Origin of the sequence: Bradyrhizobium sp. SUTN9-2 (genome assembly GCF_003122645.1) — a bacterium.
GTDB classification, from domain to species: Bacteria; Pseudomonadota; Alphaproteobacteria; order Rhizobiales; family Xanthobacteraceae; genus Bradyrhizobium; species Bradyrhizobium yuanmingense.
Genome location: NZ_LAXE01000001.1, coordinates 7,785,180 through 7,810,544, shown reverse-complemented (window position 1 = coordinate 7,810,544; position 25,365 = coordinate 7,785,180). Strand labels below are relative to the sequence as shown.

Annotated in this window: 23 protein-coding genes; 12 read left to right on the top strand and 11 right to left on the bottom strand. The window is 65.2% G+C overall.

Going from position 1 to position 25,365, the window contains the following annotated elements; translation table 11 throughout:
* Positions 1 to 46: 46 nt before the first annotated feature.
* Positions 47 to 352 carry a hypothetical protein gene (locus tag XF30_RS36220; RefSeq protein ID WP_109145359.1) on the bottom strand — a complete coding sequence of 102 codons (306 nt, stop codon included), beginning with the start codon at positions 350 to 352 and terminating at the stop codon, positions 47 to 49.
* A gap of 193 nt (positions 353 to 545) precedes the next feature.
* Here XF30_RS36220 and XF30_RS36215 point away from each other — a divergent pair, with 193 nt between their 5' ends.
* The 9 genes from XF30_RS36215 (at position 546) to XF30_RS36175 (ending at position 10,393) form a co-directional block, all read left to right on the top strand.
* A complete protein-coding gene (locus XF30_RS36215) occupies positions 546 to 1,025 on the top strand; it encodes a hypothetical protein (protein WP_036014322.1) in 480 nt (159 codons plus the stop codon).
* Between the two features lie 330 nt (positions 1,026 to 1,355).
* Positions 1,356 to 2,303: a TAXI family TRAP transporter solute-binding subunit gene (locus XF30_RS36210; RefSeq protein ID WP_036039897.1), complete on the top strand. Its 948-nt coding sequence runs from the start codon at positions 1,356 to 1,358 to the stop codon at positions 2,301 to 2,303.
* A gap of 162 nt (positions 2,304 to 2,465) precedes the next feature.
* Positions 2,466 to 4,586 carry a TRAP transporter permease gene (locus XF30_RS36205; protein WP_192893354.1) on the top strand — a complete coding sequence of 707 codons (2,121 nt, stop codon included), beginning with the start codon at positions 2,466 to 2,468 and terminating at the stop codon, positions 4,584 to 4,586.
* Entirely contained in the window at positions 4,547 to 4,960 is a 414-nt protein-coding gene (locus XF30_RS36200) for a DUF1850 domain-containing protein (protein WP_036014310.1), read from the top strand. Before XF30_RS36205 ends, XF30_RS36200 begins: the two co-directional genes overlap by 40 nt.
* A gap of 97 nt (positions 4,961 to 5,057) precedes the next feature.
* On the top strand, positions 5,058 to 5,864 hold the full coding sequence (locus tag XF30_RS36195) for an SDR family NAD(P)-dependent oxidoreductase (RefSeq protein WP_109145358.1): 807 nt from the start codon (positions 5,058 to 5,060) through the stop codon (positions 5,862 to 5,864).
* Positions 5,865 to 5,933: 69 nt separating this feature from the next.
* On the top strand, positions 5,934 to 7,175 hold the full coding sequence (locus tag XF30_RS36190) for an FAD-binding protein (protein WP_109145357.1): 1,242 nt from the start codon (positions 5,934 to 5,936) through the stop codon (positions 7,173 to 7,175).
* Positions 7,176 to 8,498, top strand: a complete 1,323-nt coding sequence (gene glcF, locus XF30_RS36185) for a glycolate oxidase subunit GlcF (protein ID WP_109145356.1) — start codon at positions 7,176 to 7,178, stop codon at positions 8,496 to 8,498. It begins immediately after the preceding gene.
* Positions 8,499 to 8,583: 85 nt separating this feature from the next.
* A complete protein-coding gene (locus XF30_RS36180) occupies positions 8,584 to 8,943 on the top strand; it encodes a hypothetical protein (protein ID WP_036039910.1) in 360 nt (119 codons plus the stop codon).
* A 436-nt stretch (positions 8,944 to 9,379) separates the two neighbouring features.
* A complete protein-coding gene (locus XF30_RS36175) occupies positions 9,380 to 10,393 on the top strand; it encodes a TorF family putative porin (protein ID WP_036027050.1) in 1,014 nt (337 codons plus the stop codon).
* Positions 10,394 to 10,534: 141 nt separating this feature from the next.
* Here XF30_RS36175 and XF30_RS36170 read toward each other — a convergent pair whose 3' ends face one another.
* Complete coding sequence (locus XF30_RS36170) at positions 10,535 to 12,286, bottom strand: ABC transporter ATP-binding protein/permease (RefSeq protein ID WP_109145355.1); 1,752 nt, start codon at positions 12,284 to 12,286, stop codon at positions 10,535 to 10,537.
* 387 nt (positions 12,287 to 12,673) lie between these two features.
* Here XF30_RS36170 and XF30_RS36165 point away from each other — a divergent pair, with 387 nt between their 5' ends.
* Entirely contained in the window at positions 12,674 to 13,072 is a 399-nt protein-coding gene (locus XF30_RS36165) for an META domain-containing protein (protein WP_036014293.1), read from the top strand.
* 90 nt (positions 13,073 to 13,162) lie between these two features.
* On the opposite strand, the gene XF30_RS36160 is transcribed toward XF30_RS36165, so the two are convergent.
* The 3 genes from XF30_RS36160 to XF30_RS36150 form a co-directional block, all read right to left on the bottom strand.
* A complete protein-coding gene (locus XF30_RS36160) occupies positions 13,163 to 14,368 on the bottom strand; it encodes a hypothetical protein (RefSeq protein ID WP_109145354.1) in 1,206 nt (401 codons plus the stop codon).
* 197 nt (positions 14,369 to 14,565) lie between these two features.
* The gene (gene groL, locus XF30_RS36155; protein WP_036014289.1) at positions 14,566 to 16,197 is read right to left on the bottom strand and encodes a chaperonin GroEL; all 1,632 of its coding nucleotides are present in this window, start codon (positions 16,195 to 16,197) and stop codon (positions 14,566 to 14,568) included.
* Between the two features lie 118 nt (positions 16,198 to 16,315).
* On the bottom strand, positions 16,316 to 16,612 hold the full coding sequence (locus XF30_RS36150) for a co-chaperone GroES (protein ID WP_025033779.1): 297 nt from the start codon (positions 16,610 to 16,612) through the stop codon (positions 16,316 to 16,318).
* A 313-nt stretch (positions 16,613 to 16,925) separates the two neighbouring features.
* Here XF30_RS36150 and XF30_RS36145 point away from each other — a divergent pair, with 313 nt between their 5' ends.
* Positions 16,926 to 17,447: a hypothetical protein gene (locus XF30_RS36145; protein ID WP_036014287.1), complete on the top strand. Its 522-nt coding sequence runs from the start codon at positions 16,926 to 16,928 to the stop codon at positions 17,445 to 17,447.
* 233 nt (positions 17,448 to 17,680) lie between these two features.
* On the opposite strand, the gene XF30_RS36140 is transcribed toward XF30_RS36145, so the two are convergent.
* Positions 17,681 to 18,466 carry a protein phosphatase CheZ gene (locus XF30_RS36140; RefSeq protein ID WP_109145353.1) on the bottom strand — a complete coding sequence of 262 codons (786 nt, stop codon included), beginning with the start codon at positions 18,464 to 18,466 and terminating at the stop codon, positions 17,681 to 17,683.
* Between the two features lie 316 nt (positions 18,467 to 18,782).
* On the opposite strand from XF30_RS36140, the gene XF30_RS36135 reads away from it, so the two are divergent.
* Complete coding sequence (locus XF30_RS36135; RefSeq protein ID WP_036014283.1) at positions 18,783 to 19,613, top strand: L,D-transpeptidase; 831 nt, start codon at positions 18,783 to 18,785, stop codon at positions 19,611 to 19,613.
* 649 nt (positions 19,614 to 20,262) lie between these two features.
* Here the strand turns inward: XF30_RS36135 and XF30_RS36125 are convergent.
* The 5 genes from XF30_RS36125 to XF30_RS36105 all read right to left on the bottom strand — a co-directional run bounded on the left by XF30_RS36125 (position 20,263) and on the right by XF30_RS36105 (position 25,301).
* The gene (locus tag XF30_RS36125; protein WP_036014279.1) at positions 20,263 to 21,078 is read right to left on the bottom strand and encodes a DUF2076 domain-containing protein; all 816 of its coding nucleotides are present in this window, start codon (positions 21,076 to 21,078) and stop codon (positions 20,263 to 20,265) included.
* A 124-nt stretch (positions 21,079 to 21,202) separates the two neighbouring features.
* Entirely contained in the window at positions 21,203 to 22,048 is an 846-nt protein-coding gene (locus tag XF30_RS36120; protein ID WP_109145352.1) for a ChbG/HpnK family deacetylase, read from the bottom strand.
* Positions 22,045 to 23,082: a glycosyltransferase family 2 protein gene (locus XF30_RS36115; protein ID WP_109145351.1), complete on the bottom strand. Its 1,038-nt coding sequence runs from the start codon at positions 23,080 to 23,082 to the stop codon at positions 22,045 to 22,047. The genes XF30_RS36120 and XF30_RS36115 overlap by 4 nt, the downstream gene beginning before the upstream one ends.
* A gap of 86 nt (positions 23,083 to 23,168) precedes the next feature.
* Positions 23,169 to 24,146 (bottom strand): ATP phosphoribosyltransferase, encoded by a 978-nt coding sequence (hisG, locus tag XF30_RS36110; protein ID WP_036014272.1) that lies wholly within the window; start codon positions 24,144 to 24,146, stop codon positions 23,169 to 23,171.
* A gap of 3 nt (positions 24,147 to 24,149) precedes the next feature.
* The gene (locus XF30_RS36105; protein ID WP_109145350.1) at positions 24,150 to 25,301 is read right to left on the bottom strand and encodes an ATP phosphoribosyltransferase regulatory subunit; all 1,152 of its coding nucleotides are present in this window, start codon (positions 25,299 to 25,301) and stop codon (positions 24,150 to 24,152) included.
* Positions 25,302 to 25,365: the final 64 nt, after the last annotated feature.

Here is a 25,365-nt window from a genome sequence, read left to right as displayed (position 1 = left end):
ACGATGACACCGAGTAAGTGGCGGGGCAGCCGCCCGCCTTCTCCGCTTACTGATCCGGCCCGAACTTGAACTTGCCGTCACCCTCCAGATACGGGCCGGTGCGCATGTAGAGCTGGCCGTTCTGGCCGATGAAGAACAGCGTGCCCTTGGGCACCTTCTTGGCGCCCTTCAAGAGCTCGCCGGCGTTGCTGGTCCCCATTTTGTAGGAATAGGTCTTGCCCTCCCTGTCGTAGACGTAGCCGGTGTCGGTCTTCAGCTCCCAGGGCGTCGCTGCGGTTTGCGCCAATGCGGGCGCTGCCAATGCGCCGAGGGCGGCTGCGATTGCAAATGTCTTGATTGAAAATGCCGTCATCCCATCCTCCCAAGATCGGGACATTCCATGATTGAACAAATCACGAACGATGCGTCCCGGTCAACTTGCGATAGCGCCGCAGCGCATCACGTCTTGCCCAGCAGTTTGTGATTTTCCCTCCGTCCCCTCGCGACTATGTTCCGCTTTCCGTTTAGAACGCAACTCGACAAAAATATTGGTGGGGATGATTCGAATGAACCTAGTCGTCAAAGCCTGCTCGGCTGCCGCGCTGTTGCTCACGGCGCTGGCGCCGGCCGCCCAAGCCGATGACTACCGGCTCAGCCACAACCAGCGGATTTCGTGCAGCCGCGGCCTTGCCCCGGGCAAGCTGAACACGGCGACCTGCAAGTCCTACACCTATCTCTTCAACACCAGGACCTCGGAATATTTCCGCTGCCAGGTCTCTCTGGCGCTGACCCGCGACAACAAGGAAGTCATCAACGTCCAGACCGACGGCGGCTGCACCAAGAAACCGCGCATTTTCGAGACCGACGGCAAGTACGATTTCGACGCCACCGAGACCGAGCCGCCGAACACCAATTCGTTCTTCGGCCCCGGCGGCTATTCGGTCTGGGCCGCCGACGTCGGCGCGCAGAAGGTGCGCGGCTGCATCACCATCTCCTCCGGCCTCGGCTCCGACATCTCCAAATGCCTGGACATGACGTTCCAGTGAGGGTTCCTCTCCCCGCGTGCGGGCAGCACAATCGCATTTGAACATTCAGCGAGGTCGTCATGCCCGGGCTTGTCCCGGGCATCCACGTTCTCCGTGTAGCGTGGAGAGGCGTGGATGGCCGGGACAGGCCCGGCCATGACGCTGTGCGGCTGTCTGTGGCCCCTGTCCACACCGATCCGATCGTCACCACTGCGCCACCTCGCCGCAGCAGGTTCCCAATAAATCCAACCGGATCGGCCGTTTACTGCAGCCCAGCTTTATCTTTTGGATGGGTTGACCCGCATCCCTCATCCGGCCAATTTCGCCGCCGGTTTGGGGAGAACAACAACCATGAAACGGACGATTTTCGGCGCGGCCGCGGCTCTGGCTCTGGCGGCGTCGGCACCTTGCGCCCAGGCGCAATCCTTCATCAACGTGCTGACCGGTGGCACCTCGGGCGTCTACTATCCGCTCGGGGTCGCGATCGGAAAGATCTACGGCGACAAGATCCCGAACGTGAAGACGCAGGTGCAGGCCACCAAGGCGTCGGTCGAGAACCTGATCCTGCTGCAGCAGGGCCGCGGCGAGCTGGCGTTCACGCTGGGCGACTCGCTGAAAGCCGCCTGGGAGGGCGAGGAGGAGGCGGGCTTCAAGACCAAGCTCGACAAGCTCCGCACCATCGGCGCGATCTACCCGAACTACATCCAGATCGTCGCGACCGCCGACAGCGGCATCAAGACGCTCGCCGATCTCAAGGGCAAGAGCCTGTCGGTCGGTGCACCGAAGTCGGGCACCGAGCTGAACTCCCGCGCGATCCTGGCCGCTGCCGGCATGAGCTACAAGGAGCTCGGCAAGGTCGAATATCTGCCCTTTGCCGAATCCGTCGATCTCATGAAGAACCGGCAGCTCAACGCCACGCTGCAATCGGCCGGGCTCGGTGTCGCCTCGCTGAAGGACCTCTCGACCTCGAGCCCGATCACGGTGGTGTCGGTGCCGAAGGAGACCGTCGACAAGATCGGCCCGCCCTTCGTGGCGGCGACTATTCCGGCCAACACCTATACCGGCCAGGACAAGGACGTGCCGACTGCGGCCGTGATCAATTATCTGGTCACCAGCTCCGCCGTCTCGGACGATCTCGCCTATCAGATGACCAAGCTGGTCTATGAATCGCTGCCCGAACTCGTCACTGCGCACGCGGCCGGCAAGGAGATCAAGCTCGAGACCGCCGCCACCGGCAGCCCGGTCCCGCTGCACCCCGGCGCGATCCGCTATTACAAGGAAAAGGGGCTGATCAAGTAATCAGCTCCTGTCGTCGGACGTCATGGCCGGGCTTGTCCCGGCCATCCACGTTCTGCGGCTGTGCATGGAAGTTTCGTGGATGCCCGGGACAAGCCCGGGCATGACGGCTCGGGACATACCGTGCCAATGCTACAAGCGCTCGACGATTGGGGATGGGCTGAGATGGTGGAAAAGGCAGAGGGGACTGAGATCGCGCCCGACAAGGTCAAGGTCGAGTTCGACAATTTCGAGCATGGTTTTCCGGAAGGCTTCGGCCCGGGCTGGTGGGGCCGGCTCGCCTACTGGATCGGCATCGCGTTCGCAATCTTCCAGCTCTACGTCGCCGCCTTCAACTATCTGCCGAGCCAGGTGGTGCGCGGCGTCCATGTCGGCTTCCTGCTCCTGCTCACCTTCGGCCTGATCGCCAACTTCACCGCGAAGAGCAATTTCGGCCGTGCGCTGGGCTGGGCGATCGGCGCCGCCGGCTTCTACTGCGGTCTCTACCAATGGATCTTCTATGCCGACCTGATCGCGCGCGACGGCGATCCGACCAGGCTCGATCTCGCCGTCGGCACCCTACTCGCGGTGCTGATCTTCGAGGGCACGCGGCGGCTGATGGGCGCGGCGCTGCCGCTGATGTGCGGTGCGTGTCTCGTCTATTGGTTCTTCGGTCAGTACCTGCCGTCGCCGCTCAACCATCGCGGCTATGATTTCGACCAGATCGTCACGCATCTGTCGTTCGGCACCGAAGGCTTTTACGGCGTGCCGGTCTACGTCTCCGCGACCTACATCTTCCTGTTCATCCTGTTCGGCTCGTTCCTGGAGCGCGCCGGCATGATCCAGCTGTTCACCGACGTCTCGCTCGGCCTGTTCGGCCGCACCCGCGGTGGACCTGCCAAGGTCGCGGTGTTCGCCTCGGGCATGATGGGGACCATCTCCGGCTCGGGCGTCGCCAACGTCGTCACCGTCGGCCAGTTCACGATTCCCTTGATGATCAGGTTCGGCTACCGCCGCGCCTTCGCGGCCGGCGTCGAGGCGACGGCCTCGATGGGCGGCCAGATCATGCCGCCGGTGATGGGCGCGGTCGCCTTCATCATGGCCGAGACGCTCGGCGTGCAATATTCGGAGATCGTCAAGGCCGCCGCGATCCCCGCGATCCTCTATTTCGCCTCCGCGTTCTGGATGGTGCATTTGGAAGCCGGCAAGCACGGCCTCGTCGGCATGAAGCGCTCGGAGATCCCGAGCGCCTGGAAGGCGCTGGTGACGCGCTGGTACCTCGTGCTGCCGCTCGCGGCGCTGGTCTACATGCTGTTCGAGGGTTTTACGCCGCTCTATGCCGGCAGCATGGGCCTTGCGCTGACGGTGACGCTGATCCTCGGCACCGCCATCACGACGGGCGCCTCCTCGAACGTGATCCGCACCATCTTCTGGGTCGGGCTCGCGCTCGTCGTCGCGGCATTGTCGCGCGACGGCCTCCAGATCGTGCCGGTCGCGACCGTCGTGGTCGGCCTGATCGTGATCACGGCGTTCGTGCGCGGCGGCTTTGCGGCGTTGCGGGCCTGCCGCGATGCGCTGGCCGAGAGCGCGAAATCCGCCATCACCGTCGGCATGGCCTGCGCGATCGTCGGCGTCATCATCGGCATGATGTCGCAGACCGGCGTCGGCACCATCTTCGGCGGCTGGGTGATCGGGCTCGGCGAGAAGAGCCTGTTCCTGGCGCTGGTCATGACCATGCTGCTGTCGATCCTGCTCGGCACCGGCATTCCGACCATCCCGACCTACATCATCACTGCCGCGCTCGCCGCGCCGGCCCTCGCCAAGCTCGGCGTGCCCTTGATCGCGAGCCACATGTTCGCATTCTATTACGGCATCATGGCCGACCTCTCGCCGCCGGTGGCGCTCGCCGCGCTTGCGGCCGCGCCGATCGCCAAGGAGAATCCGGACAAGATCGGCTGGGAGGCGATGCGCATCGCGCTCGCCGGCTACGTCATTCCCTTCATCTTCGTCTATTCGCCGGCCTTGATGCTGCAGGCCGGCGATCCCATGGCGGCCAAGCTCGGCTTCTACGGCGCGGTGGCGCTGGCGAGCCTGAAGGCGCTGGTGGCGATCGGCCTGTTCGGCATGGCCGCGATCGGCTTCCTGTTCACGCGGCTGACGCTGATCGAGCGCCTGGTCGCGCTCGGCGCCGCGTTCTGCCTGCTCGGCGAATTCCCCTTCAGCGATACTGCGGGCTTCGTGCTCGCCGCCGCGCTGGTGCTGTGGCAATGGCGGCAGCGTCCGCCGGCGCCGGTCGAGGCGGTGTGAGCCTCTGTCTTGCGACAGCGGGCGGCGTGAAAGCGCTGACGCTGTCCGCGTTCACGCTTGTCTGGACGCATTCGATCGCGAAGGTCGAATGGCAGGAAGACTGGCGCCTCACGCCATCAGGCCTCGAGCTGGTGCAAGCCCGCGTCAAGGGCACCGGCCCCGGCATGGAGCCGCCGGCCGAAGCACGATTGGTCGACGGCTGGTTTCAATGGCGGCCGCAGCGTGCGCCGATGCCGGAATTGGTGCTCGGCAATTCCGGCGCGGCCGGAGAATGGCGACTGTGCCATGACGGGACGTGCCGGACATTGTCCGAGATTGTCGGGCATCCCATTGGTGCTAACGTCATGGCGATGAGCATCTGCAAAGAACCGTAGCCCGGATGGAGCGGAAGCGTAATCCGGGACCACTGCCCCGGATTGCGCTGCGCTCCATCCGGGCTACAAGAAGAACAACAACACGGGGAGACACGCGATGGATCGGCTCAAGGGCAAGGTTGCGATGGTGGTGGGGGCCGGCTCGATCGGTCCCGGCTGGGGCAACGGCAAGGCGACCGCGGTGACCTTTGCGCGCGAGGGCGCGCAGGTGTTCTGCGTCGATCGCAACGGTGCCGCGGCCGAGGAGACCGCCAGGATCATCAGCGGCGAGGGCGGCAAGGCGATTGCGTTCACGGCCGACGTGGCGCGCGCCGGCGAGATCGAGGCGATGGTCGCGGCGTGCCTCAAGGCCTATGGCCGCATCGACGTGCTCGACAACAATGTCGGCATCGCCGAGATGGGCAGCGTGGTCGAGGTGAGCGAGGAGAGCTGGGACCGCGTCTTCAACGTCAACCTCAAGAGCGCCTATCTCACCATGAAGCACGTCGTTCCCGTCATGGTGAAGCAGGGCGGAGGCTCGATCATCAACATCTCCTCGATCGCCTCGATCCGCCACATGGGCATCTCCTACGTTACCTACGGCGCCTCGAAAGCGGCGATGAACCAGATGACGCGCACCACAGCGATCGAGTTCGCGCGCCATCACGTCCGGGTCAACGCGATCCTGCCCGGCCTGATGAAGACGCCGATGGTCGAGCACTCCGCCGGCCTCGCCGCCAGCTACGCCAAGGGCGATGTCGAGGCGATGTGGCGCGCGCGCGACGCCCAGGTGCCGATGGGCCATATGGGCGATGCATTCGACGTCGCCAACGCCGCGCTGTTCCTGGCCTCGGACGAGTCGAAATACGTGACGGGCATCGAGCTCGTTGTCGACGGCGGGATCACGTGCAAGGCCGGGGCTTGATCCAGCCCCAGCGCGTTCCATCGCGCGTCGAATTGATTTCCTGCGCGAATTTCGCTACCGCCTTTTCCCGTGGATACGCTCAAGGTCAGAGACGCCAAAGACGTCGAAGAGGTGGTGCGCGCGGCGATCGCGAGCGAGCAGCCGCTCGAGATCATCGGCCATGGCGGCAAGCGCGGCATCGGCCACGCCATGGCGACCAACGCCGTGCTCGACGTCTCCGCGCTCAATGCCGTCACCGCCTACGAGCCGAACGAGCTCATCATCACGCTCCAGGCCGGCGCGCCGCTGGCCGACGTGCTGGCGCTGATCGACGCCAAGAATCAGCAATTCGCCTTCGAGCCTGTAAACACCGCCCCGCTGCTCGGCACGCCGGCAACAGGCACCATCGGCGGCATGATCGCGGCCGGGCTCGCCGGGCCGCGGCGGATCCGGGCGGGCGGGGTACGGGACCACCTGCTCGGCGCGCATGCCGTCTCGGGCTTCGGCGACAGCTTCAAGACCGGCGGCAAGGTGGTGAAGAACGTCACCGGCTACGACCTCTGCAAGCTGCTGGCGGGGTCCTGGGGCACGCTGTCGGTGATGACCGAGGTCACGCTCAAGGTGATGCCCAAGCCCGAGGCCGAGCGGACGCTGCTGCTGCGCGGGCTCGACGACGCCACGGCCAACAAGGCCATGAATGCGGCGCTCGGCTCGCCGTTCGACGTCTCCGCCGCCGCCCATCTGCCGAAATCCGCGTTCCGCGCCGGCGCCGAGGGGCTCAACGACGTTGCAGGCGAGGGCGAGGCCGAGGCGCTGACCGTGCTGCGGCTCGAGGGCATCACCGCCTCCGCCGCGCACCGCGCCGGCTCGTTGCGCGAATTGCTGGCGCCGTTTGGAGCCGCGACGCTGATCGAGGACGCCGCATCGGCAGGCCTGTGGACCGCAATCCGCGACGTGCTGCCGTTCGCGGCGAGCGGCGCGCTCGGCGCCTGGCCGGTCTGGCGGATCGTCTGCCCGCCGGCCTCGGGCGCGGCGCTGGGCACGCAGCTGGCGCGCGAGACGGGCGGCGATGTGATCTACGATTGGGGCGGCGGGCTGATCTGGGCGGCGCTCCCGCCGAAGCCGGACGCGCATGCCCCGGCCGTGCGTGCCCACGCCAACGCCGTCGGCGGGCATGCCACGCTGATCCGGGCCGCCGAGGATGTCAGGCGCGAGGTCGACGTGTTCCATCCGCAGGCACCTGGCATTGCCGCGCTGAGCGAGCGGGTGCGCGCCAGCTTCGATCCGAAGACCATTCTCAACCGGGGGCGGCTCACACGGAGCGCTGGCTGAATGAAGACCGAATTCTCACTCGCGCAGCTCGCCGACCCCGATATCGCGGAAGCCGACAAGATCCTGCGCGCCTGCGTCCATTGCGGCTTCTGCACTGCAACCTGCCCGACCTATGTGCTGCTCGGCGACGAGCTCGATAGCCCGCGCGGCCGCATCTATCTGATCAAGGAGATGCTGGAGAAGGACCAGGCGCCGACCGGCGAGGTGGTCAAGCATATCGACCGTTGCCTGTCGTGCCTTGCCTGCATGACGACCTGCCCCTCGGGCGTGAACTACATGCACCTGGTCGACCAGGCCCGGGTGCGGATCGAGCAGCGCTATCGGCGGCCGCTGACCGAGCGACTGTTGCGCCAGGTGTTGGCCTTCGTCCTGCCGGACCCGCAGCGTTTTCGCATCAGCATGTGGCTGGCGCGGCTCGCCCGTCCGCTCGGCGTCTTGCTGCCGACACCGCGGCCTTCGGCGACGCCGGGCTTGATCCAGCGCATCAAGGCGATGCTGGCGCTGGCGCCGGACCGGCTGCCGCCCGCAGGGCCCGCCGCCGGCAGCGTGTTCGCGGCGCTGGGCAAGAAGCGCGGCCGTGTGGCACTGCTCCAGGGCTGCGCCCAGCAGGTGCTGGCGCCGCGCATCAACCAGGCCGCCATCAGTCTCCTGACCCGCCACGGCATCGAGGTCGTCCTTGTCAAGGACGAGCAGTGCTGTGGCGCGCTGACCCATCACCTCGGCAACGACGAGGATGCGCTGGCACGGGCTCGCGCCAACGTCGCGGCGTGGCGGAAGGAAATGGCCGGCGAGGGGCTCGATGCCATCCTGGTGACGACCTCCGGCTGCGGCACGGTGATCAAGGATTACGGCTATCTCCTGCGCGAGGACACAGCGTTCGCGGCCGATGCTGCGAGGGTCTCGGCGCTCGCCAAGGACATCACCGAATACGTCGCCGGCCTCGAGCTTGCGACGGCGGCGCGAGCGGACGACATCGTCGTCGCCTATCACTCCGCGTGTTCGTTGCAGCATGGACAGAAAATCACAGGCCTTCCGAAAGAATTGCTTTCCAAGAATGGATTCGTGGTGAAAGATGTGCCCGAGAGCCATTTGTGTTGCGGTTCGGCGGGGACCTACAACATTCTCCAGCCCGAGCTTGCGGGTCGGTTGCGTGATCGTAAGGTCGCCAACATCGCGAGCGTCAAGCCGGACATGATTGCCGCGGGCAATATCGGCTGCATGGTGCAGATTGCCAGTGGCACGTCAGTTCCGGTCGTACACACGATTGAGCTTCTCGATTGGGCGACGGGCGGGGCGCGGCCGGCACTGAACGCGCAGGTTTGAGCTTTCAGGAGCCCGAACTGTCCTCCCGAGGCGACGACTGAAGACGCCCGATCAAGCATTGTTCGGCGGCAACAGGAGGACCACGATGGCGAAAGCGAAGAAGAAGAAAAGCAAGAAGGCCAAAAAGGCCAAGAAGGCCGTAGCGGCGAAGAAGTCCGCGAAGAAGGCGACGAAGAAGAAGGCGGCCAAGAAGACCGCCAAGAAGTCTGCCAAGAAATCTGCCAAGAAGGCCGCCCCGAAGAAGGCTGCCAAGACGACTGCAAAGAAGTCGGCGGCCAAGAAGGCTGCTCCGAAGAAGGCCGCGAAGAAGGCGGCACCGAAGAAGGCGAAGGCAGCGCCTGCTCCGAAGCCGTCGGCACCGGCGGAGACTCCCGCGCCCGCCGAGACAAGCTGGGCGATGCCTTCGTCTTCTGCGGAAGCGGCGCCGGCCGAGGGGCAGGGGTAGGAAGGCGGTCTCTCATCGCCTTCGGACTGTCACTCGGGACTGTTACTCGGGATTGTTACTTGGGATTGTAACGAGAAGGCCGCGGCACCGGTGCTGCGGCCTTTTTGCATCGCGGAAGCCGCCCTTGGCGGCTGGCGCTCCGGGCCCACCCTGATTCGTAGCGAAGGTGTCACGCCGCCTGGCGATCCCCGGGTTTACACGGGTCTGCACTGCACCTTGGAATGCAAATAATGTGATCGAGAAGCCACACAGCCTGACAACCTTTCGTGAATTCGTCAAAACGCCTAAAAAGTCGGCAGATGCCCGTGCTTTTTGCTTCACGGTTCCTGTCCATCGATCCAAATTGCCGCAGTGACGCAATTTTGCAGGTAGGCCGCATGCCCCGGGGGGCTTCCGGGGGCGACTGCTAAGTAAGAACGGGTAGATGGGGATCGAAATGAAAAAAGTGGCTTTGTTGGCAACGGCGCTGGCAATGGTGACGACGGGTTCGGCGTTCGCGGCAGATCTGCGCGTGAAGGCATTGAAGGCCCCGCCGCCCCCGGCGTTCGATCCTTGGGATATCGCCTTCGGCGGCGGCATCATGAGCGATTACGTCTTCCGCGGCATCACCCAGTCGAACCATAAGCCGGCCGTCACGGCCTATTTCGAGCCTCGCTACAACGTCACCAAGGACTTGCAGCTCTACGTCGGTACGTCCGCCTCGAGCATCTCCTTCCCGAACCGCGCTGCGGCGGAAGTCGACTTCTACGGCGGTATCCGCCCGACCTTCGGCATGTTCGCCTTCGACTTCGGTCTCTGGGGCTACCTCTATCCGGGCGGACAATGCTTCGGCTCGCAGTACACATTGGCTCAGGGCAATTGTGGCGGCGACATCGATTACTCGCAGGGGGCAATCGGCCTTCCGATCAACGGCAACTTCGCCAAGAAGGACGCCAGCTTCTTCGAAGCCTACGCCAAGCTGAACGTCGTCATCAACGACCAGTGGACGGTCGGCTTCAACGAGTACTACTCGCCGAACTTCCTGAACCTCGGCGCCTGGGGCAATTACGCCTCGATCACGGCCAAGTGGACCGCCCCGAGCACAATCTTCGGTGCCAGCGGCGTCGGCATGTACGTGTCGGGTGAGTTCGGCCGGCAGTGGTTCGGCACTTCCGACATCTTCTACGGCATCGCGGGCGATCCGGTTTATGCGAACGGCATCAAGGAGCCGAGCTATAACACCTGGAACGTCGGCGTCGGCTTCACCTACAAGGTATTCACGCTCGATCTGCGCTATCACGACACCGACCTGAACAAGGGCGACTGCAACGCCTTGACCAGCGATCACACCGCGAAGTTCACCGGAAGCTTCACCCCCATCAACCCGGGCGGCTTCGGCTCCAACTGGTGCAGCGCGGCCGGCGTGGCCAAGCTCTCGTTCGACCTGACGGCGATGAGCAATCTGAAGTAAGCTTCTTCCCGAAACGACTTCAAAAGGGCGGTAGGGCAACCTGCCGCCCTTTTGCTTTTCTCCACGCCGTCATGGCCGGACATGACGCGTGTATGGAGTGACGACTCGAACTTGATGATCAGCGGCTACCCAGCGCTCGCCTCAGCGCGCGGCGCTCGGCTCCGCCGCAGTCCGCTCGCCGCCGACGACGTGGATCGCACCGTCCTTCACCAGCGCCACCTTGCGGGTGTGGAAGGCATCGAGCGTCGAGCGGTGGCCGATCGAGACGATGGTGGCCTGCGGCAGTCTCTCCGCCAGCAGCCGGTAGAGCCGGGCCTCCGACGGCTCGTCGAGCGAGGCGGTGGCTTCGTCCAGGAACAGATAGTCGGGCGCATGCAGCAGCGCGCGCGCTAGCCCGAGACGCTGCTGCTCGCCGAGCGAGAGCATCCTGTTCCAGTGGCCGTCCTCGTCCAGCCGCTCGGCGAGATCGGGCAGCCCGACCGCGATCAGGGCCTCGCGGACCTGCGCGGCGTCGAACGCGCCCGGCGCTGCCGGATAGACCACGGCATCGCGCAACACACCGACCGAGAAATAGGGCCGCTGCGGCAGCATCATCAGCTTTGCCTTTTCCGGGACCACAACCGTGCCGGTGCCGAACGGCCAGATGCCGGCGATGGCCCGGAACAGCGTGGACTTGCCGGAGCCGGACGGTCCGGTCACCAGCACGCGCTCCGAGGCCTGAATGGTGAAGGCCTTGGCGGCCACCAGCGGCGTGCCGTTGGGCAGGTTCACGCAGAGCTGCTCGAGGTCGATATGGCGGCCGGCGACTTCCAGCGCGATGGCAGGCTCATGCGCCGGCAGATTGACCGCCGAGGCGACCGACATCTCGAAGCCATCGAGACGGGCAACCACCGCACGCCATTCGGCCAGGGATCGGTAGGCGCTCACGAAGAAGGACAGGGCCTTCTGCACGCTGCCGAAGGCGGAGCCGGTCTGCACCATCCCTCCAAGTTGAATCTTACCGGCAAAGTAGGCAGGCGCGGTGAGGATGAAGGGGAAGATCACGGCGGCTTGGGAATAGCTCGCCGTGAAAGCAGTCAGACGCTTGGTCCGGCTCATGATCGCGTACCAATTGCCGACGACATAGCCGTAGCGGTGCAGCAGTCGTTCGCGTTCGGCGCCTTCGCCCTTGAGCAGTGCGATCTGTTCGGAGTTCTCGCGCACGCGGACGAGGTTGAAGCGGAAGTCGGCCTCGTAGCGCTGCTGCTCGAAATTGAGATTGACGAGAGGCGAACCGATCCAGTGCGTCAGCGCGGTGCCGAAGATCGCGTAGACGAGCGCCGCCCACACCAAATAGCCGGGAATGGGAAAGTCGAGGCCGGAGATATGCAGCGGTGCCGCGTTCGACAGCCCCCACAGAATGACCACGAACGAGAGCAGCGTGACGATCGAGGAGAGCAGTCCGATGCCGATATTGAGAGTCTGCTCGACGAAACTCCTGACGTCGTCGGTGATGCGTTGGTCCGGGTTGTCGGCCGCATCGCCCTTGAGCTGCATCCGATAGTGGGTCGCGCTATTCAGCCATTCGCCCAGATAGTGACGCGTCAGCCATTGCCGCCAGCGAATCTGGAGCCACTGATTGAGATAGAGCTGGTAGACGGAAAGCGCGACGCTGGCGCTCGCGAGCAATGTGAAGACGCCCAGCTCCCAGACGAAGCCGTTCCAGTCGCGCTCCTGGAGATAGTTGTAGAAGCGGCTGTACCATTGGTTCACGAGCACATCGATGGCGACCAGCAGCAGTTCGATCACGATCACCGCGCCGAGCAGGCCGCGGCCGGCCCATTTGTCCTCTGACCGGAAATAAGGGATGGCGATTCGCCAGACGATCGCGAGCGTGGCGCGGATGTTGTTCACAGAGCTGGATCTCCTCAGGGGATGTGCACGATGCCCAGAGCCAAATAGCTGAGGCGATGGCGGAAATGGGCGCGCTTAGACTAAAGTCGCAAGTTCTGCAATTTGCGTTGGATTGTCGCAGCCAGCAACCCTAGCATGGTGCCCGCCGGTGCGGGGCAGGGTGCTCCGGGATTTCGCGACCTTGTGAGCGGCCGGGAACCGCCGGATGCGCGAGAACTTCGCGCCGCGGCTGCAACTGGCTGCCGATCGCTTTCTCGTTCGGCGTGGTCTTCGAAGGCGCCCCGGGCTTCGCCATGCCGGTGCGCCTGCATCGACCATGCGCGAACCTTCTCAACGCCCCCGCCGTCTCATAGAAGGTGCGGCAAGTCAGGTCGGTCGAGAGGTCTCATGGTTTCGTTCCAGCGATTGGTGTGTGCGGCGGTTGCAATGTTCGCGATGTCCACACTCGCGCGTGCTCAGGAGGGGTTTCCGTTCGGCACCGAGATGACGCTGGAGGCGTTGCCGCAGGCAGGCTCGAAGCGGATTCCCAACATCGAGATCGGCGACAATGGCGAGGTCGTGCTGGAGCTCTGGTGCAAGGGCGGCAAGGGCCAGTTCTCGGTCGCCGGCAACACCGTGATCTTCGTGCCCGGCCAGATCCAGAACCGCAACTGTCCGCCGGCGAGAGCGCAGGCCGACGACGAGCTCGTCGCAGCCCTCGGCAGCGTCGAGACCTGGAAGCGCCAGGGCGACGTGCTGACGCTGATCGGCCCGAAGCCGCTGCGCTTCAGGACGACGGGGAATTAGGCCTCTGTCATTCCCCGCGAAGGCGGGGAATCCAGTACGCCGCAGCCTATCGATTCCATCGCTGCTGTCTCGGAGTACTGGAAGTCAAGCCTACTTCCAGACCGACTTGTCGGCGTCCCAGCGCTGGCCCTTCAGCTCCTTGACGAGCGCCTCGATCGAGCCGTTGTCGTCGGGCAGATCGCCTTCTTCGTCGAGGCTCGCATCGTCGGACAGATTGAGCCTGGCACCGCTGCCCTCGTCGGCCGTCGTGGTCGCCGGGCTGCCGATCCAGAGCATGAGCTTGTCGGTGGTGCCCGGCTTGTCGGGCGAGACCAGGCCTGCGACCTCGATCGTGTCGGTGAGCTCGAGCGCCGGGAAGTCCTGGTTCGGCCGCTTGAACACCAGCTTGAGCCTGCCGGTGGCCGGGTTGAAGTTTTGCGTGACCGGCTTTGCCGCGAGCGTCCTGCTCAGCACGCTCGCCACCGCCGTTGCAAGCTTGCCCTTGTTGATCTTGTCGCCCTCGCGCCAGTCGGCCGCAGGGAAGCGGATGGTGCGGTCCATCTCGGTCATGCCCGCGGTCCAGCCTGCGGCGGTGACGCCCGGCATTGCCTTGAACTTCGCCAGCAGCGCGCCGGCGCGCTCGGGATCGACCGACATGGTGATGGTCTGCTCGCCCGCGCGCAGCGCGTCGCAGCCGACATTGAGGCTCGCCAGCGTCACCTCGACCTCCTGGCCCTTCAGGCTCTTCAGGAAGTCGGTCGCCGCATCCAGCTTGACCTTGACCGCGATCGCTTCCGGCGAGACGTCGGTGAAATCCTTCGGCTGCGGCGTGATGCCGTCGTCGGAGGCCTGACTGTCCAGGAATTCCTTTTCGCTGAGATCGGAATTGTCCGGCGAGGTCACGTCGGTCACCGCCTGGCCGACCGCGATCTGGCCGCGGAATTCGAACATGTCGCCGGACTGCTTGCGCGTCAGCTTGACGCTGACCGGCGACTTCTCACTGATGCTCTGCGTCGTTCCGGTCAGCGTCTGGCCGGCGACCTGGAGGTTGACGACGAAGCGGTCCTTGCGGTCGGAGTTCTTCGCGATGGGGTAGCAGACGTCGAGCACCGCCGCGGTCAGCGTCTTGCCCTGGCGCGTCTCCTTCAGGATCACGTCGGCATTGCCGTCCATCAGCCCGTCCATCGCGGTGAAATAGCGCGTCTCGGTTCCCCCCGGCGCGGTCGCCTTCGGCGACAGCTTCATCTGGGCGGAGGCCTGCGGCGGAACGGCGAGCAGGGCCAGAACGGCCGTGGAGCAAACCAGAAGCGCACGCATCGATGACATCCTCGCGCAACGGCCATGATCCGGAAAGCGTGAAGCGGTCTCTAGGATCATGCCCGAACAATCAGAATCGGCGCGCCACCGTAGTGGGTTTTGGCCGCTGGTTGAATCGGAAAGCGAAACGGGCAGGGTCGGCAAAAAAGAAGGCCGCCCGGAGGCGGCCTTCGCAACTCTGTCACGGAACGGAAGGCTTAGAAGCCGCCCATGCCGCCGCCGGGGGGCATCGCGGGCGGAGCTTCCTTCTTCGGCATCTCGGCGACCATGGCCTCGGTGGTCACCAAGAGGCCGGCCACGGAGGAGGCGTCCTGCAGCGCGGTGCGCACCACCTTGGCGGGATCGATGATGCCCTTCTCGACCATGTCGACATAGTCCTCGTTCTGGGCGTCGAAGCCGAAGGTCTCGGACTTGTTCTCCAGGATCTTGCCGACCACGATCGAGCCTTCCACGCCGGCGTTCTCGGAGATCTGGCGGATCGGGGCTTCCAGCGCCTTCAGCACGATGTTGATGCCGGCCTGGACGTCGTCATTGGCGTTGGTGAGACGGCCGACCGCCTTCTTGGCGCGGAGCAGCGCGACGCCGCCGCCCGGGACGATGCCTTCCTGAACCGCGGCGCGGGTGGCGTTGAGCGCGTCCTCGACGCGGTCCTTCTTCTCCTTGACCTCGATCTCGGTGGCGCCGCCGACGCGGATCACCGCGACGCCACCGGCGAGCTTGGCGAGGCGCTCCTGGAGCTTCTCGCGGTCGTAGTCCGAGGTGGTCTCCTCGATCTGCGCCTTGATCTGGCCGACGCGGGCCTCGATGTCGGGCTTCTTGCCGGCGCCGTTGACGATCGTGGTGTTCTCCTTGTCGATCACCACCTTCTTGGCGCGGCCGAGCATCTTCACCGTGACGTTCTCGAGCTTGATGCCGAGCTCCTCGGAGATCAGCTGGCCGCCGGTCAGGATCGCGATGTCCTCCAGCATGGCCTTGCGGCGGTCACCGAAGCCCGGCGCCTTGACGGCCGCGACCTTGAGGCCGCCGCGGAGCCGGTTGACGACCAGGGTGGCCAGCGCCTCGCCCTCGACGTCCTCGGCGATGATGACGAGCGGCTTGCCCGACTGCACCACGGCTTCCAGCACCGGCAGCATGGCCTGCAGGCCCGAGAGCTTCTTCTCGTGCAGGAGGATGTAGGCGTCCTCGAGCTCGGCGGTCATCTTCTCGGCATTGGTGACGAAGTAGGGGCTGAGATAGCCGCGGTCGAACTTCATGCCCTCGACGATATCAACCTCGGTCTCGAGCGACTTGTTCTCCTCGACGGTGATGACGCCCTCGTTGCCGACCTTCTGCATCGCCTGGGCGATCATCTTGCCGATGGCGGCATCGCCGTTGGCCGAGATGGTGCCGACCTGGGCGACCTCGGAGGAGGCGGCGACCGGCTTGGCGCGCTTCTCGATGTCCTTGATGACGGCGGCAACCGCGGTGTCGATGCCGCGCTTGAGATCCATCGGGTTCATGCCGGCGGCGACCGCCTTGGCGCCTTCGCGCACGATGGCCTGGGCCAGCACGGTCGCGGTGGTGGTGCCGTCGCCGGCGAGGTCGTTGGTCTTGGAGGCGACCTCACGCACCATCTGGGCGCCCATGTTCTCGAACTTGTCCTCGAGCTCGATCTCCTTGGCGACCGTGACGCCGTCCTTGGTGATGCGGGGGGCGCCGAAGCTCTTCTCGATGACGACGTTGCGGCCCTTCGGGCCGAGCGTCACCTTGACGGCGTTGGCGAGAACGTCGACGCCGCGCAGCATGCGATCGCGCGCGTCTCCGGAAAACTTGACGTCTTTGGCAGCCATGGTCTGCAATCCCTCGTGTTATGTGATGTGTGTTGTCTTGTGCCGTGCGGCGGAACGATGGATGCCCGGATCGCCTGGATCCGGGCATGACATTCAGCGGCTGTTCAGGCGGACGGCCTTAGGCCAGCACGCCCATGATGTCCGACTCCTTCATGATCAGGAGCTCTTCGTTGTCGATCTTGACCTCGGTGCCCGACCACTTGCCGAACAGCACGCGGTCGCCGACCTTGAGGTCGATCGGGATCAGCTTGCCGGTCTCGTCGCGGCCGCCGGGGCCGACGGCGACGACCTCGCCCTGGGACGGCTTTTCCTTGGCCGTGTCCGGAATGATGATGCCGCCCTTGGTCTTTTCCTCGGCGTCGATACGTTTGACCACGACACGGTCATGCAGCGGACGAAATTTGGATTTAGCCATGACGTTTCCCTTTGGAGGCTCGCTTCGGAAGTAGTGGGGTCGGTGGGGCGGCGCTTCCGTCCCCCTCTCGTCGAGGATCGAACGGCGCGCTTAGCAATCGGGCTTTCCGAGTGCTAATAGTGGGTCCGGAAATATGGCTTGGCCGCGATCCTGTCAAGCAAAGGTGGTTAAGCGATTGTTGAGGCGGATATAGGATGGTGGCATTGGAAACTCGCTCGGGGCGTCGCCGTAAAGAACGACGTCATTGCTCCGGCAGCGGTTTTGCGCTTGGCTGCGGGAGGGGTGCGGCCATGGTCTTGTTCGGGGGAATGCCATGATCAGTTCGGCTCACGCGCGCACGGTTGCCAATCTGGCGGCCGCCTCTTGTCTGGCGCTGCTGCTGGGCGCCTGCGGCGGCGGCTTCAACCTGCCGTCCCTCACGTCGTCCCCGCCGCCGCCCGAAGCCGAACCTGGCGTCGCTCCGGAAATGCCCGCCAGCATCCGCGCCGACGAGATCGTCGGCCGCTGGGGCCTCGCCTCGTTCCAGAACCCGGCCGATCGCGCCCGCACCGAGAAGATGGCGCGTGAGCAATGCAGGAACCCCTACGTGATCACCGCCGGTTCCTCCGGTGGCGTGATCATGCATCTCGCCGACCAGGCGACGCCGCAGGAGCTGCGGCTGAAGGGCTCGCCGAGCGGCAAGAACTACATCGGGCCGGCCGGCCCGACCCCCGGCGACCAGGACCGCGAAATCGTCTCCTTCGACGGTCGCGTCATGATCACCCGCTTCATCGACAAGGACGCTGGCACCCGCTACGGCAACATGGTCTACGTCCGCTGCGCGCCGAGGGCGTGACGGTCTCTTACCCTCTCCCCTTGTGGGAGAGGTGGCTCGCCGCGTAGCGGCGAGACGGGTGAGGGGTCTATCTCCTCACGAACGGTCTTGCGAGTCGAGAGAACCCCTCATCCGGCGCTTCGCGCCACCTTCTCCACAAGGGGAGAAGGGAAGAAGAGTTCACGATCTGCACCGGCCAAAACAAAAAACGCCGGCCCAAGGCCGGCGTTTTGTTATTCCGATGTCGTCGCCGCTCAGTCGAACAGCGCGTCGATGTCGTCCTGCGAGGCGTGGCCGACGTCGCCGGCGAGCTTGGGGCCGTTGAGGAGCTTCTCCTCCTCGCTGCGGTTGTCGACCTGCGCGGGCACATGGGACTTGATCGCGTCGACGCCGCCCCAGATCTCCATCATCGCGTTGATGTGCTGCTCGATGAACTTCATCGTGCCCATGACCTTGCTGATGCGCTGGCCGGTCAGGTCCTGGAAGTTGCAGGCTTCGAAGATCGAGATGACGCGTTCCTGGATGTCGTCGGCAAGGCGCTTCTGCTGATCGATCGAGTCCACCTTCGACATCGCGCTGGCGGCCTGGTCGATCGATTCCGCGGCTTCGAGGATCTGCTGGGTCGCCTGCTCGGTGCCGCCGACCACCGCGCCGAGCTCGCCGTTGACCTTGGCCATCTCGCCGCCGTCGAAGCTCTTGCCGTGCAGCGTCGCGATCTCGCGCTTGGTGCGGTCGATGGCGTCGTGGATGAGGTCGAGCTCGACCTTCAGCTTCTCGCACTGCTCGATCTGCGCCCGGTAGGTCTCGAGCATGGTGCGCGCTTCGGCAAGCTCGTGCGCGGTCGAGGCGTCGATCGCCGCCATGGCAGCGCTGCCGGACAGCGGGGCCGCGACGATGCCCTTCGCCATCTGGGCGCGGATCGCGCGCAGCTCGGCCATGATCTCGCTATGCATCGGGAGTGCCTCTTCGGTTACGTCTACAATGGGCATCTCGCCACCGACGATATCTTCGACGCGAAAACGCTTGCGGTGAACAGCCATCAGGATACTCCCCCCACCTCACTCACGCGTCTTTGTAGGCAGAAGCGATTTAACACGAAGTTCACAGCAGGAACTGCTGATCGGCCGCGCGCGACGCGGCGCAAAGAAGCGATTAACCATGGCCGCGCGGCGTTCATCGAAAATAAACGCTGATCGCCAAATTGCAGGCGCGCTCGCGACGTGGTGAATCCAAACGCGCTGTCCGTTTACCAAACAAAACGGCTTTTGCTTTTTATTGACCACGTCGAAGAGCGCGGATCAGCCACCGGCTCTCCACGACGCATGTGATCTAGACGAAACAGTACAGAGTACGTCGATGTTCAAGAAAATGTCTGTCGCGCTGCTCGGCAGCGCTTGCACCTTCATGGCCGGCGCGAACGACGCGGGCGCCTTCGACAACAGCGTGCCGAACGATCCGCCCGCGGTGCTGTACCAGCCGCGCGTGCCGCCGGCGCCGGTGCGCGTGGCGTCCCATTCCAACATGGGCGGCGGCTTCATCGAATTCCTGTTCGGCGATGGCCCCGGCCGCGGCCCGGCCTACGCGCCGGAGCAGCCGGTGTATCAGCAGCAGCCGGGCTATTACGACCAGCGGCGCCTGCCGCCGATGGGCGAGCCGCAGATGCAAGGTGGGTATCAACAAGGCGGATATCAGCAGGGCGCGTCTCTGCAGCAGGAGGCGGTCGATCCGCGGCAGCGTCCGTTCGATCCGAAATTCGAGAAACAACTCGTTGACTATAGCGGCAAGGAAAGTCCCGGCACGATCGTGGTCGATACGCCGAACAAGTTCCTCTATCTCGTCGAGGGCAACGGCCGGGCATTGCGCTACGGCATCGGCGTCGGTCGTCCCGGCTTCACCTGGTCCGGCGTGAAATCGATCACCGCCAAGCGCGAATGGCCGGACTGGACGCCGCCGGCGGAAATGCTCGCGCGCCGGCCCGATCTGCCCAGGCACATGGAAGGCGGCCCGGAAAATCCGCTCGGTGCCCGTGCGATGTATCTGGGATCGACGCTCTATCGCATCCACGGCTCCAACGAGCCCTGGACCATCGGCACCAACGTCTCCTCCGGCTGCATCCGCATGCGCAACGAGGACGTCATCGATCTCTACGGCCGCGTCAATGTCGGCACCAAGGTCGTGGTGATGTGAAGCGTCATGCGCTCGATGGAGCGATCAAGTCCGGGTGCCGCGTCGGCTCGAAATGCGCGGCGTCGAAGGGACGCTGCCGCCGCCAAACGTCCGCCTGAATAGTCCTACGTCCGCTGACGGTGCCTCGACCCGCGACGAGGGACAGCGGCGCGGCGAGGACGAGCTGATGAAGCCGAATGCGGTGCGCGAGCCGAGCGGTTCAGCCGCCGCACCGACAGCTCTGCCTTCCTGAGGCGCTCGTGCAGTCCCTCCAACTCGTACAATTCGGTGATGAGATGGGTCGTGACGTCGCTCAGGGTCGCGATGCGCTGTTGAAGTGAACTCATTCTTAAAACCTCCGACTGTAGCCAAGAGAGGCAGCCACGATGTGTGGCATAAGCAGTGTGTTCTTCCAATTGAACACCCATGTCCAAATTTGGAAATCCGGGAGTCTACGGCGGCGTGTGTCGGAGGACGATTTCGCCCGGCATGGTGAAGTCAGGCGCACCTCGTGACGTTCTGCACGGTGCTGTCCGACAACGCACGCACTAGTCATATTATATCGAATGGCATCATGGCGTGTGGTGGCAGAGCAGAAGTGCGTTGAGCTCTGCTTGAACAGAAATCGGCCGCCCGGAGGCGGCCGTTCCACATCTGTCGGTCGAATGGCCTACGCGTAATCGCTGCCGCCGTCGTCGTCGCCGCCGAAATCGCTGTTGTCGGCCGTGTCGAAGCTGTCGTCGTGATCGTTGCCGTAGTTCTGGTCGTAGTTGTCGCGCTCGTTCGACGCCTGGTCGAAGAAGCCCTGGCGGGATTCCCGGTTCGAGCCAATGTCATCGAGGCCGGCCTCGCGCGCCAGCGAGCCGCCGGACTGATCGCCGCCGCCCCAAGGACTTCCACCAGCGCTGCGGTCGCCGAGCGCGTTGCTGTCGCCAAAACCCTGCTGGTGCGATCCGCCCATCATGCCGCGGATGCTGGAGAGCAGCAGCGAGCCGCCGACGACGCCGGCCGCGGCTGCCGCCGCCGTGCCGAGGAACGAGCCGCCGCCACCGCCGATCGGCGGAGCGCCCTGACCCGGACCTTGGCCGTAAGCCTGTCCGTAAGGCGGCGCGCCGTAACCCGGCTGGCCTTGCGGCATCGCCTGGCCGGTGTTCCAAGCCGGACGCTGCTCACGCTGCGGCACATTCGGCACCGAGCCGCGGGACGGGCCGCCGCCAAACAATGTGTCGCGCATGGTGTCGAGGAAGCCGCCGGACTGCGCCTGCTCGGGCGCGTGGGCCGCTTCCAGCTCCTGGATGCGGGCATTGGCGCGCTTCAACGCTTCGTCCTGGACCAGCGTGGTCTGCACCAGCGCGTAGATGGCGCCGGGCGCCTTGCGCAGCCCGTCGGAGATCGCGGCGATCGCATCGGGATCGCGCTGTGCATTCTCCAGCTTAGAAAGCCGGTCAAAAAGGTCGTCGACGAGCTGGCGTTCCTGCGGCGTCATGATCTGTCTCCTTCGCGCCAAACCAAGCGCGAGAGGAGATGTAGGGTTCCATTATGGCCCCAACAGTGCCGGCCGGATTAAAATTCGGTATGCGACAAGCTGCCTCTGGGCCGCTTTTCGCCGTTCACTGCAGTGTCACGTTGCTGTCGGCCAGCAGGCGCGCGAAGGCATCGCCCGCGAGATAGGCGTGCTCGCGCTCGCGCACGTCGGTCATGGGGTCGAGGCCGGTAAGGACATCATCGACAAAGCCGGGATGGCACATCACGAGGCCGCCATCGGGAAGGCCGTCCAGGAATTGCTGCATCAGCGCGCCGAAATCGGCGGCGCGCGTGAAATCATAGGCGCCGGCGAAGCCGGGGTTGAAGCTGAGGCCGGCGCTGCCGGCGCGGCGGCGGAATTGCGCGCTGAGGATATCGAGCACCATGGCCTTGGGGGAGGCCAGCCGCTGCCGCAGCGGCAGGTCGCGGCCGCCTTGGCGCACCCAGGCGTTCGGCGCGACTTCGCTGACCGCATCGACAAAACCGTCGCGCACCTGCGGGAAGAGCTGCACATGCTGGTGACCGTCGACGAAGTCGGGGGTGCGTCCGAACGCGTCCATGAAGGCGGCCAGCTGTGCCTTCACCTCGTTGCGGATGAATTCACGGTCGAGCCGGCGCATCAGACCGGCGCGCAGCAGCTTGGGAAAGGCGAAGAACATGTCGCCGTCCAAGGGGCGGAAATGCATGGTGAGCGGCCGGAACGGCGCCGACAGCGTCACATGCAGCCCGATCGCGCAGCGCGGGCTTTGCTTTGCCGAAGCCTGCAGCGCCTCGACGTCGCCGCGCGCGATCGCGGGCCCCACCATCATCACCGACGTCGCATTGAGGCGGCCGCGTTCGATCAGGTCGCGGATGGCGCGGTTGACGCCCGGGCTGATGCCGTAATCGTCGGCGCAGAGCCAGATCCGCCGCGGGCTCGCGGCCACGCTCATTCGGCTGCCGTCCTGCTCGCGGCATCATCAGCTTCGGAATGCTTCTCGCTGTGCTCGGCGACGAAGTAGATCGGGCGCGCCTTCAGCTCGGAGAGGATCTTGCCGATATATTCGCCGACGATGCCGATCATGATGAGCTGCACGCCGCCGATCGTCATCAGTCCGATCACGAGCGAGGGATAGCCGGGCACCTGCTTGCCGGTCGTGAACACTTCCCAGAGGATCGAAAGGCCGAACAGGAAGGCGCCTCCTGCGAGAATGACGCCGAGCAGGCTGGCGAAGCGCAAGGGCGCCACTGAAAAGGACGTCAGGCCCTCGATCGACAGGCCAAGCAGGCTCGCGGCGTTGAAGGTGGTGACGCCATGGGCACGCGCTGCGGGCTCGTAGTCGACGCGGATCTGGCGGAAACCGATCCAGCTGGCGAGGCCCTTAAAGAAGCGGTTGCGTTCCGGCAGCTGCCTCAGCGCCGCGACCGCGCGCGGCGACAGCAAGCGGAAATCGCCGGCGTCCTCCGGAATCTTCTGGCGGGCGCCCCAATTGATCAGCGCGTAGAAGCCGTGCACCGCGACCCGGCGCAGGAAGGACTCGTTGTCGCGATGCGCCTTGGCGGTATAGACGACGTCATAGCCGTCATCGATCCAGTGCCGCACCAGCTGTTCCACCAGCGCCGGCGGATGCTGGCCGTCGCCGTCCATGAACATCACCGCGCCGAGGCGGGCATGGTCGAGGCCCGCCATCAGCGCGGCCTCCTTGCCGAAATTGCGCGACAGCGACACCACCTGGACGTCGATGGCGTCGGCCGGCAACGAGCGCGCGATCGCCAGCGTCGCATCCTTGCTGCCGTCGTCGACATAGACGACTTCGCAGGACAGGCGATAGCGCTGCCGCAGGGTCTTGGCGAGCTCGCAGATGCGTTGGTGCAGAGCGGTGAGGCCCGCCGCCTCGTTGTAGACGGGAACGACGATCGACAGCCCCTTCGCGGCTGCGCTGGCTGCGGTGGTCGTCATGCCGGATACGTCAGAGCCCAGCGTCATCGATCAAGGTTCCAGAGGTGTTTAGGTCTTCTCAACCGCATATGGTAGCTGCCGTTTGCTGTCGCAAAGCTGAACAAACCTTGGGCTCACCGCCGCAGGAACGCCTCCAGCCTGGCGAACAGCGGATTCTCGCGGTCGAACACGTAGTCGAGCGACACCACCGAGACGGTCTCGGCGCCATGCTCGCGCAGGAAGCTCGCCAGCGCGTAGAGCTGCCCCGGTGGGCAGTGCAGGGTCAGCATGCCTGACGAGGTCGGACCGCCGAACGGGGCCTCCACGCCGAACCGGCTGTGGGCTTCCCCGAGCAGGGCGGCATCGCATTGGCGGAAGCGGGTGCGGACTTCGCGGTACTTGTTGGCCCGCGCCCGTGCTGCGATGTGATCGAGGATGACACGCGCCGTCTCGCGCGCCTGCGGCGACCAGTCGGCCTCCTTGGCGGCCACCAGATTGGCCTGGCTGCGCAGGATCACGCCGTCGTCGAGCACCCGCAGGCCGTTGGCAGCGAGCGTCGCCCCGGTCGTGGTGATGTCAACGATCAGCTCGGCGCTGCCGGCCGCTGGCGCGCCTTCGGTGGCGCCCGCGCTTTCGACGATGCGGTAATCGCTGATGCCGTGAGCCTGGAAGAAGCCGCGGGTGAGGTTGACGAACTTGGTCGCGACCCGCATCCGCATGTGATGCTGCTCGCGGAAGCCGGTGGTGACGTCGTCAAGGTCGGCCATGGTGCGGACGTCGATCCAGGCCTGCGGCACCGCGACGACGACGTCGGCATAGCCGAAGCCGAGCCCGTCGATCAGCGACACGCGCTTGTCGGCATCGGCGATGTTCTCGCGCACCAGGTCTTCGCCGGTGACGCCGAGATGCGCGAAGCCGCGCGACAATTGCGCGGCGATCTCGCTCGCCGAGAGATAGGCGACCTCGACATTGTCGAGGCCTGCGATGGTGCCGCGGTAGTCGCGGGCGCCGCCGGCCTTCGACAGTTTGAGGCCGGCACGGGCAAAGAAGGCCTCAGTGTTCTCCTGCAGGCGGCCCTTGGAGGGAACGGCCAGAACGAATGGCGCGCTCATGACTTAAGCTCCCACCTTGCGGCCGATCCGGTTCAGCGCCTCCACCCAGACCGAGAAGCCGACCGCCGGAATCGGCTCAGCTGATCCGAGCTGGGTCATCAGCCCGTCGTAGCGGCCGCCGGCGACCAGCGGCTCGGTGCCGTTGCCGCTGTGATGCAGCTCGAACTCGAAACCGGTGTAATAATCGAGCCCGCGCCCGAAGGCAGTCGAGAAACGAATCTGCCTCACGTTGATGCCGCGGGCGGCCATGAAGCCGACCCGGCTCTCGAACTGATCGATCGCGGACGCGAGATCGAGCTTCGCGTCGGTGGTGAGTGCGCGCAGCTCGGCGATGGCATCGTCTGGATTGCCCGATATCGATAAGAAGCGCTTGAGCACGGCAATGGCCTCGCGCGGCAGCGCGCCGCCCTTCAGCGTCGATTGCTCGAGGAAGCGGTCGGCGATCTCGGCCGTGGTGCGGCCGCCGACGTTGGTGGTACCGGCGATCGACATTAGATCGGTGACGAAGGCGAGCGCCGCCTTGCGGTCGGAGCCGGCAAGGGCCGCCAGCACGCCCTCATACTCGCTGCGCGTCGCGGTGGTCGCGGCCGCCAGCCGCTCCAGATCCTGCTCCAGGCTGATCTTGCGGTTGAAATCCTTGACCAGGCGGCGCCGCCAGACCGGATAGAGATTGAGGGCGTCGAGCAGCGCATTGAACAAGGCGACATCGCCGGTGCGGATCTCGACGTCGCGGACGCCGAAGGCGGCCGTCGCCTCCAGCCCCAGCGCCAGCATCTCGGCATCGGCCGCGGCGCGGTCCTGACGGGCGAACGATTCGATACCGGCCTGGAGGAATTCACGGGCCTGGCCGCTACGGTAGCGGAACACCGGACCGAGATAGCTGAACCCCGCCGGCTGGCCGGCGCGCCCCGAGGCCAGATAGTCGCGCGCGACAGGAATGGTCAGGTCCGGGCGCAGGCAGAGCTCCTCGCCGGAGAGGTCGGTGGTCAGGTACAGGCTCTTGCGGATGTCCTCGCCGGACAGGTCCAGGAACGGCTCGGCCGGCTGCAGGATGGCGGGCTCGGCCCTGACGTAGCCGGCCTGCGCAAACGACAAGAGCAGCGTATCCGCCCAGGCGGCGGAGCCGGCAGCATTTGAGGTGGCAGTCGCGGTCATCTCACGGGTCCATCGTCCCGGCGGAACCGGGTAGGCAAGGGGAGGCGAATTGGCGCAGCCCTTA

Excerpts from the sequence above, each read along its gene's own strand:
- XF30_RS36180 (WP_036039910.1), top strand. The coding sequence starts at position 8,584 with ATGGCGAAAGCGAAGAAGAAGAAAAGCAAGAAGGCCAAAAAGGCCAAG.
- XF30_RS36115 (WP_109145351.1), bottom strand. The coding sequence starts at position 23,082 with ATGACGCTGGGCTCTGACGTATCCGGCATGACGACCACCGCAGCCAGC.
- XF30_RS36175 (WP_036027050.1), top strand. The coding sequence starts at position 9,380 with ATGAAAAAAGTGGCTTTGTTGGCAACGGCGCTGGCAATGGTGACGACG.
- groL (WP_036014289.1), bottom strand. The coding sequence starts at position 16,197 with ATGGCTGCCAAAGACGTCAAGTTTTCCGGAGACGCGCGCGATCGCATG.
- XF30_RS36125 (WP_036014279.1), bottom strand. The coding sequence starts at position 21,078 with ATGACGCCGCAGGAACGCCAGCTCGTCGACGACCTTTTTGACCGGCTT.
- XF30_RS36165 (WP_036014293.1), top strand. The coding sequence starts at position 12,674 with ATGGTTTCGTTCCAGCGATTGGTGTGTGCGGCGGTTGCAATGTTCGCG.
- XF30_RS36220 (WP_109145359.1), bottom strand. The coding sequence starts at position 352 with ATGACGGCATTTTCAATCAAGACATTTGCAATCGCAGCCGCCCTCGGC.
- XF30_RS36120 (WP_109145352.1), bottom strand. The coding sequence starts at position 22,048 with ATGAGCGTGGCCGCGAGCCCGCGGCGGATCTGGCTCTGCGCCGACGAT.
- XF30_RS36105 (WP_109145350.1), bottom strand. The coding sequence starts at position 25,301 with ATGACCGCGACTGCCACCTCAAATGCTGCCGGCTCCGCCGCCTGGGCG.
- XF30_RS36215 (WP_036014322.1), top strand. The coding sequence starts at position 546 with ATGAACCTAGTCGTCAAAGCCTGCTCGGCTGCCGCGCTGTTGCTCACG.
- XF30_RS36195 (WP_109145358.1), top strand. The coding sequence starts at position 5,058 with ATGGATCGGCTCAAGGGCAAGGTTGCGATGGTGGTGGGGGCCGGCTCG.
- hisG (WP_036014272.1), bottom strand. The coding sequence starts at position 24,146 with ATGAGCGCGCCATTCGTTCTGGCCGTTCCCTCCAAGGGCCGCCTGCAG.
- XF30_RS36145 (WP_036014287.1), top strand. The coding sequence starts at position 16,926 with ATGATCAGTTCGGCTCACGCGCGCACGGTTGCCAATCTGGCGGCCGCC.
- XF30_RS36205 (WP_192893354.1), top strand. The coding sequence starts at position 2,466 with ATGGTGGAAAAGGCAGAGGGGACTGAGATCGCGCCCGACAAGGTCAAG.
- XF30_RS36160 (WP_109145354.1), bottom strand. The coding sequence starts at position 14,368 with ATGCGTGCGCTTCTGGTTTGCTCCACGGCCGTTCTGGCCCTGCTCGCC.
- XF30_RS36140 (WP_109145353.1), bottom strand. The coding sequence starts at position 18,466 with ATGGCTGTTCACCGCAAGCGTTTTCGCGTCGAAGATATCGTCGGTGGC.
- XF30_RS36150 (WP_025033779.1), bottom strand. The coding sequence starts at position 16,612 with ATGGCTAAATCCAAATTTCGTCCGCTGCATGACCGTGTCGTGGTCAAA.
- XF30_RS36200 (WP_036014310.1), top strand. The coding sequence starts at position 4,547 with ATGGCGGCAGCGTCCGCCGGCGCCGGTCGAGGCGGTGTGAGCCTCTGT.
- glcF (WP_109145356.1), top strand. The coding sequence starts at position 7,176 with ATGAAGACCGAATTCTCACTCGCGCAGCTCGCCGACCCCGATATCGCG.
- XF30_RS36135 (WP_036014283.1), top strand. The coding sequence starts at position 18,783 with ATGTTCAAGAAAATGTCTGTCGCGCTGCTCGGCAGCGCTTGCACCTTC.
- XF30_RS36210 (WP_036039897.1), top strand. The coding sequence starts at position 1,356 with ATGAAACGGACGATTTTCGGCGCGGCCGCGGCTCTGGCTCTGGCGGCG.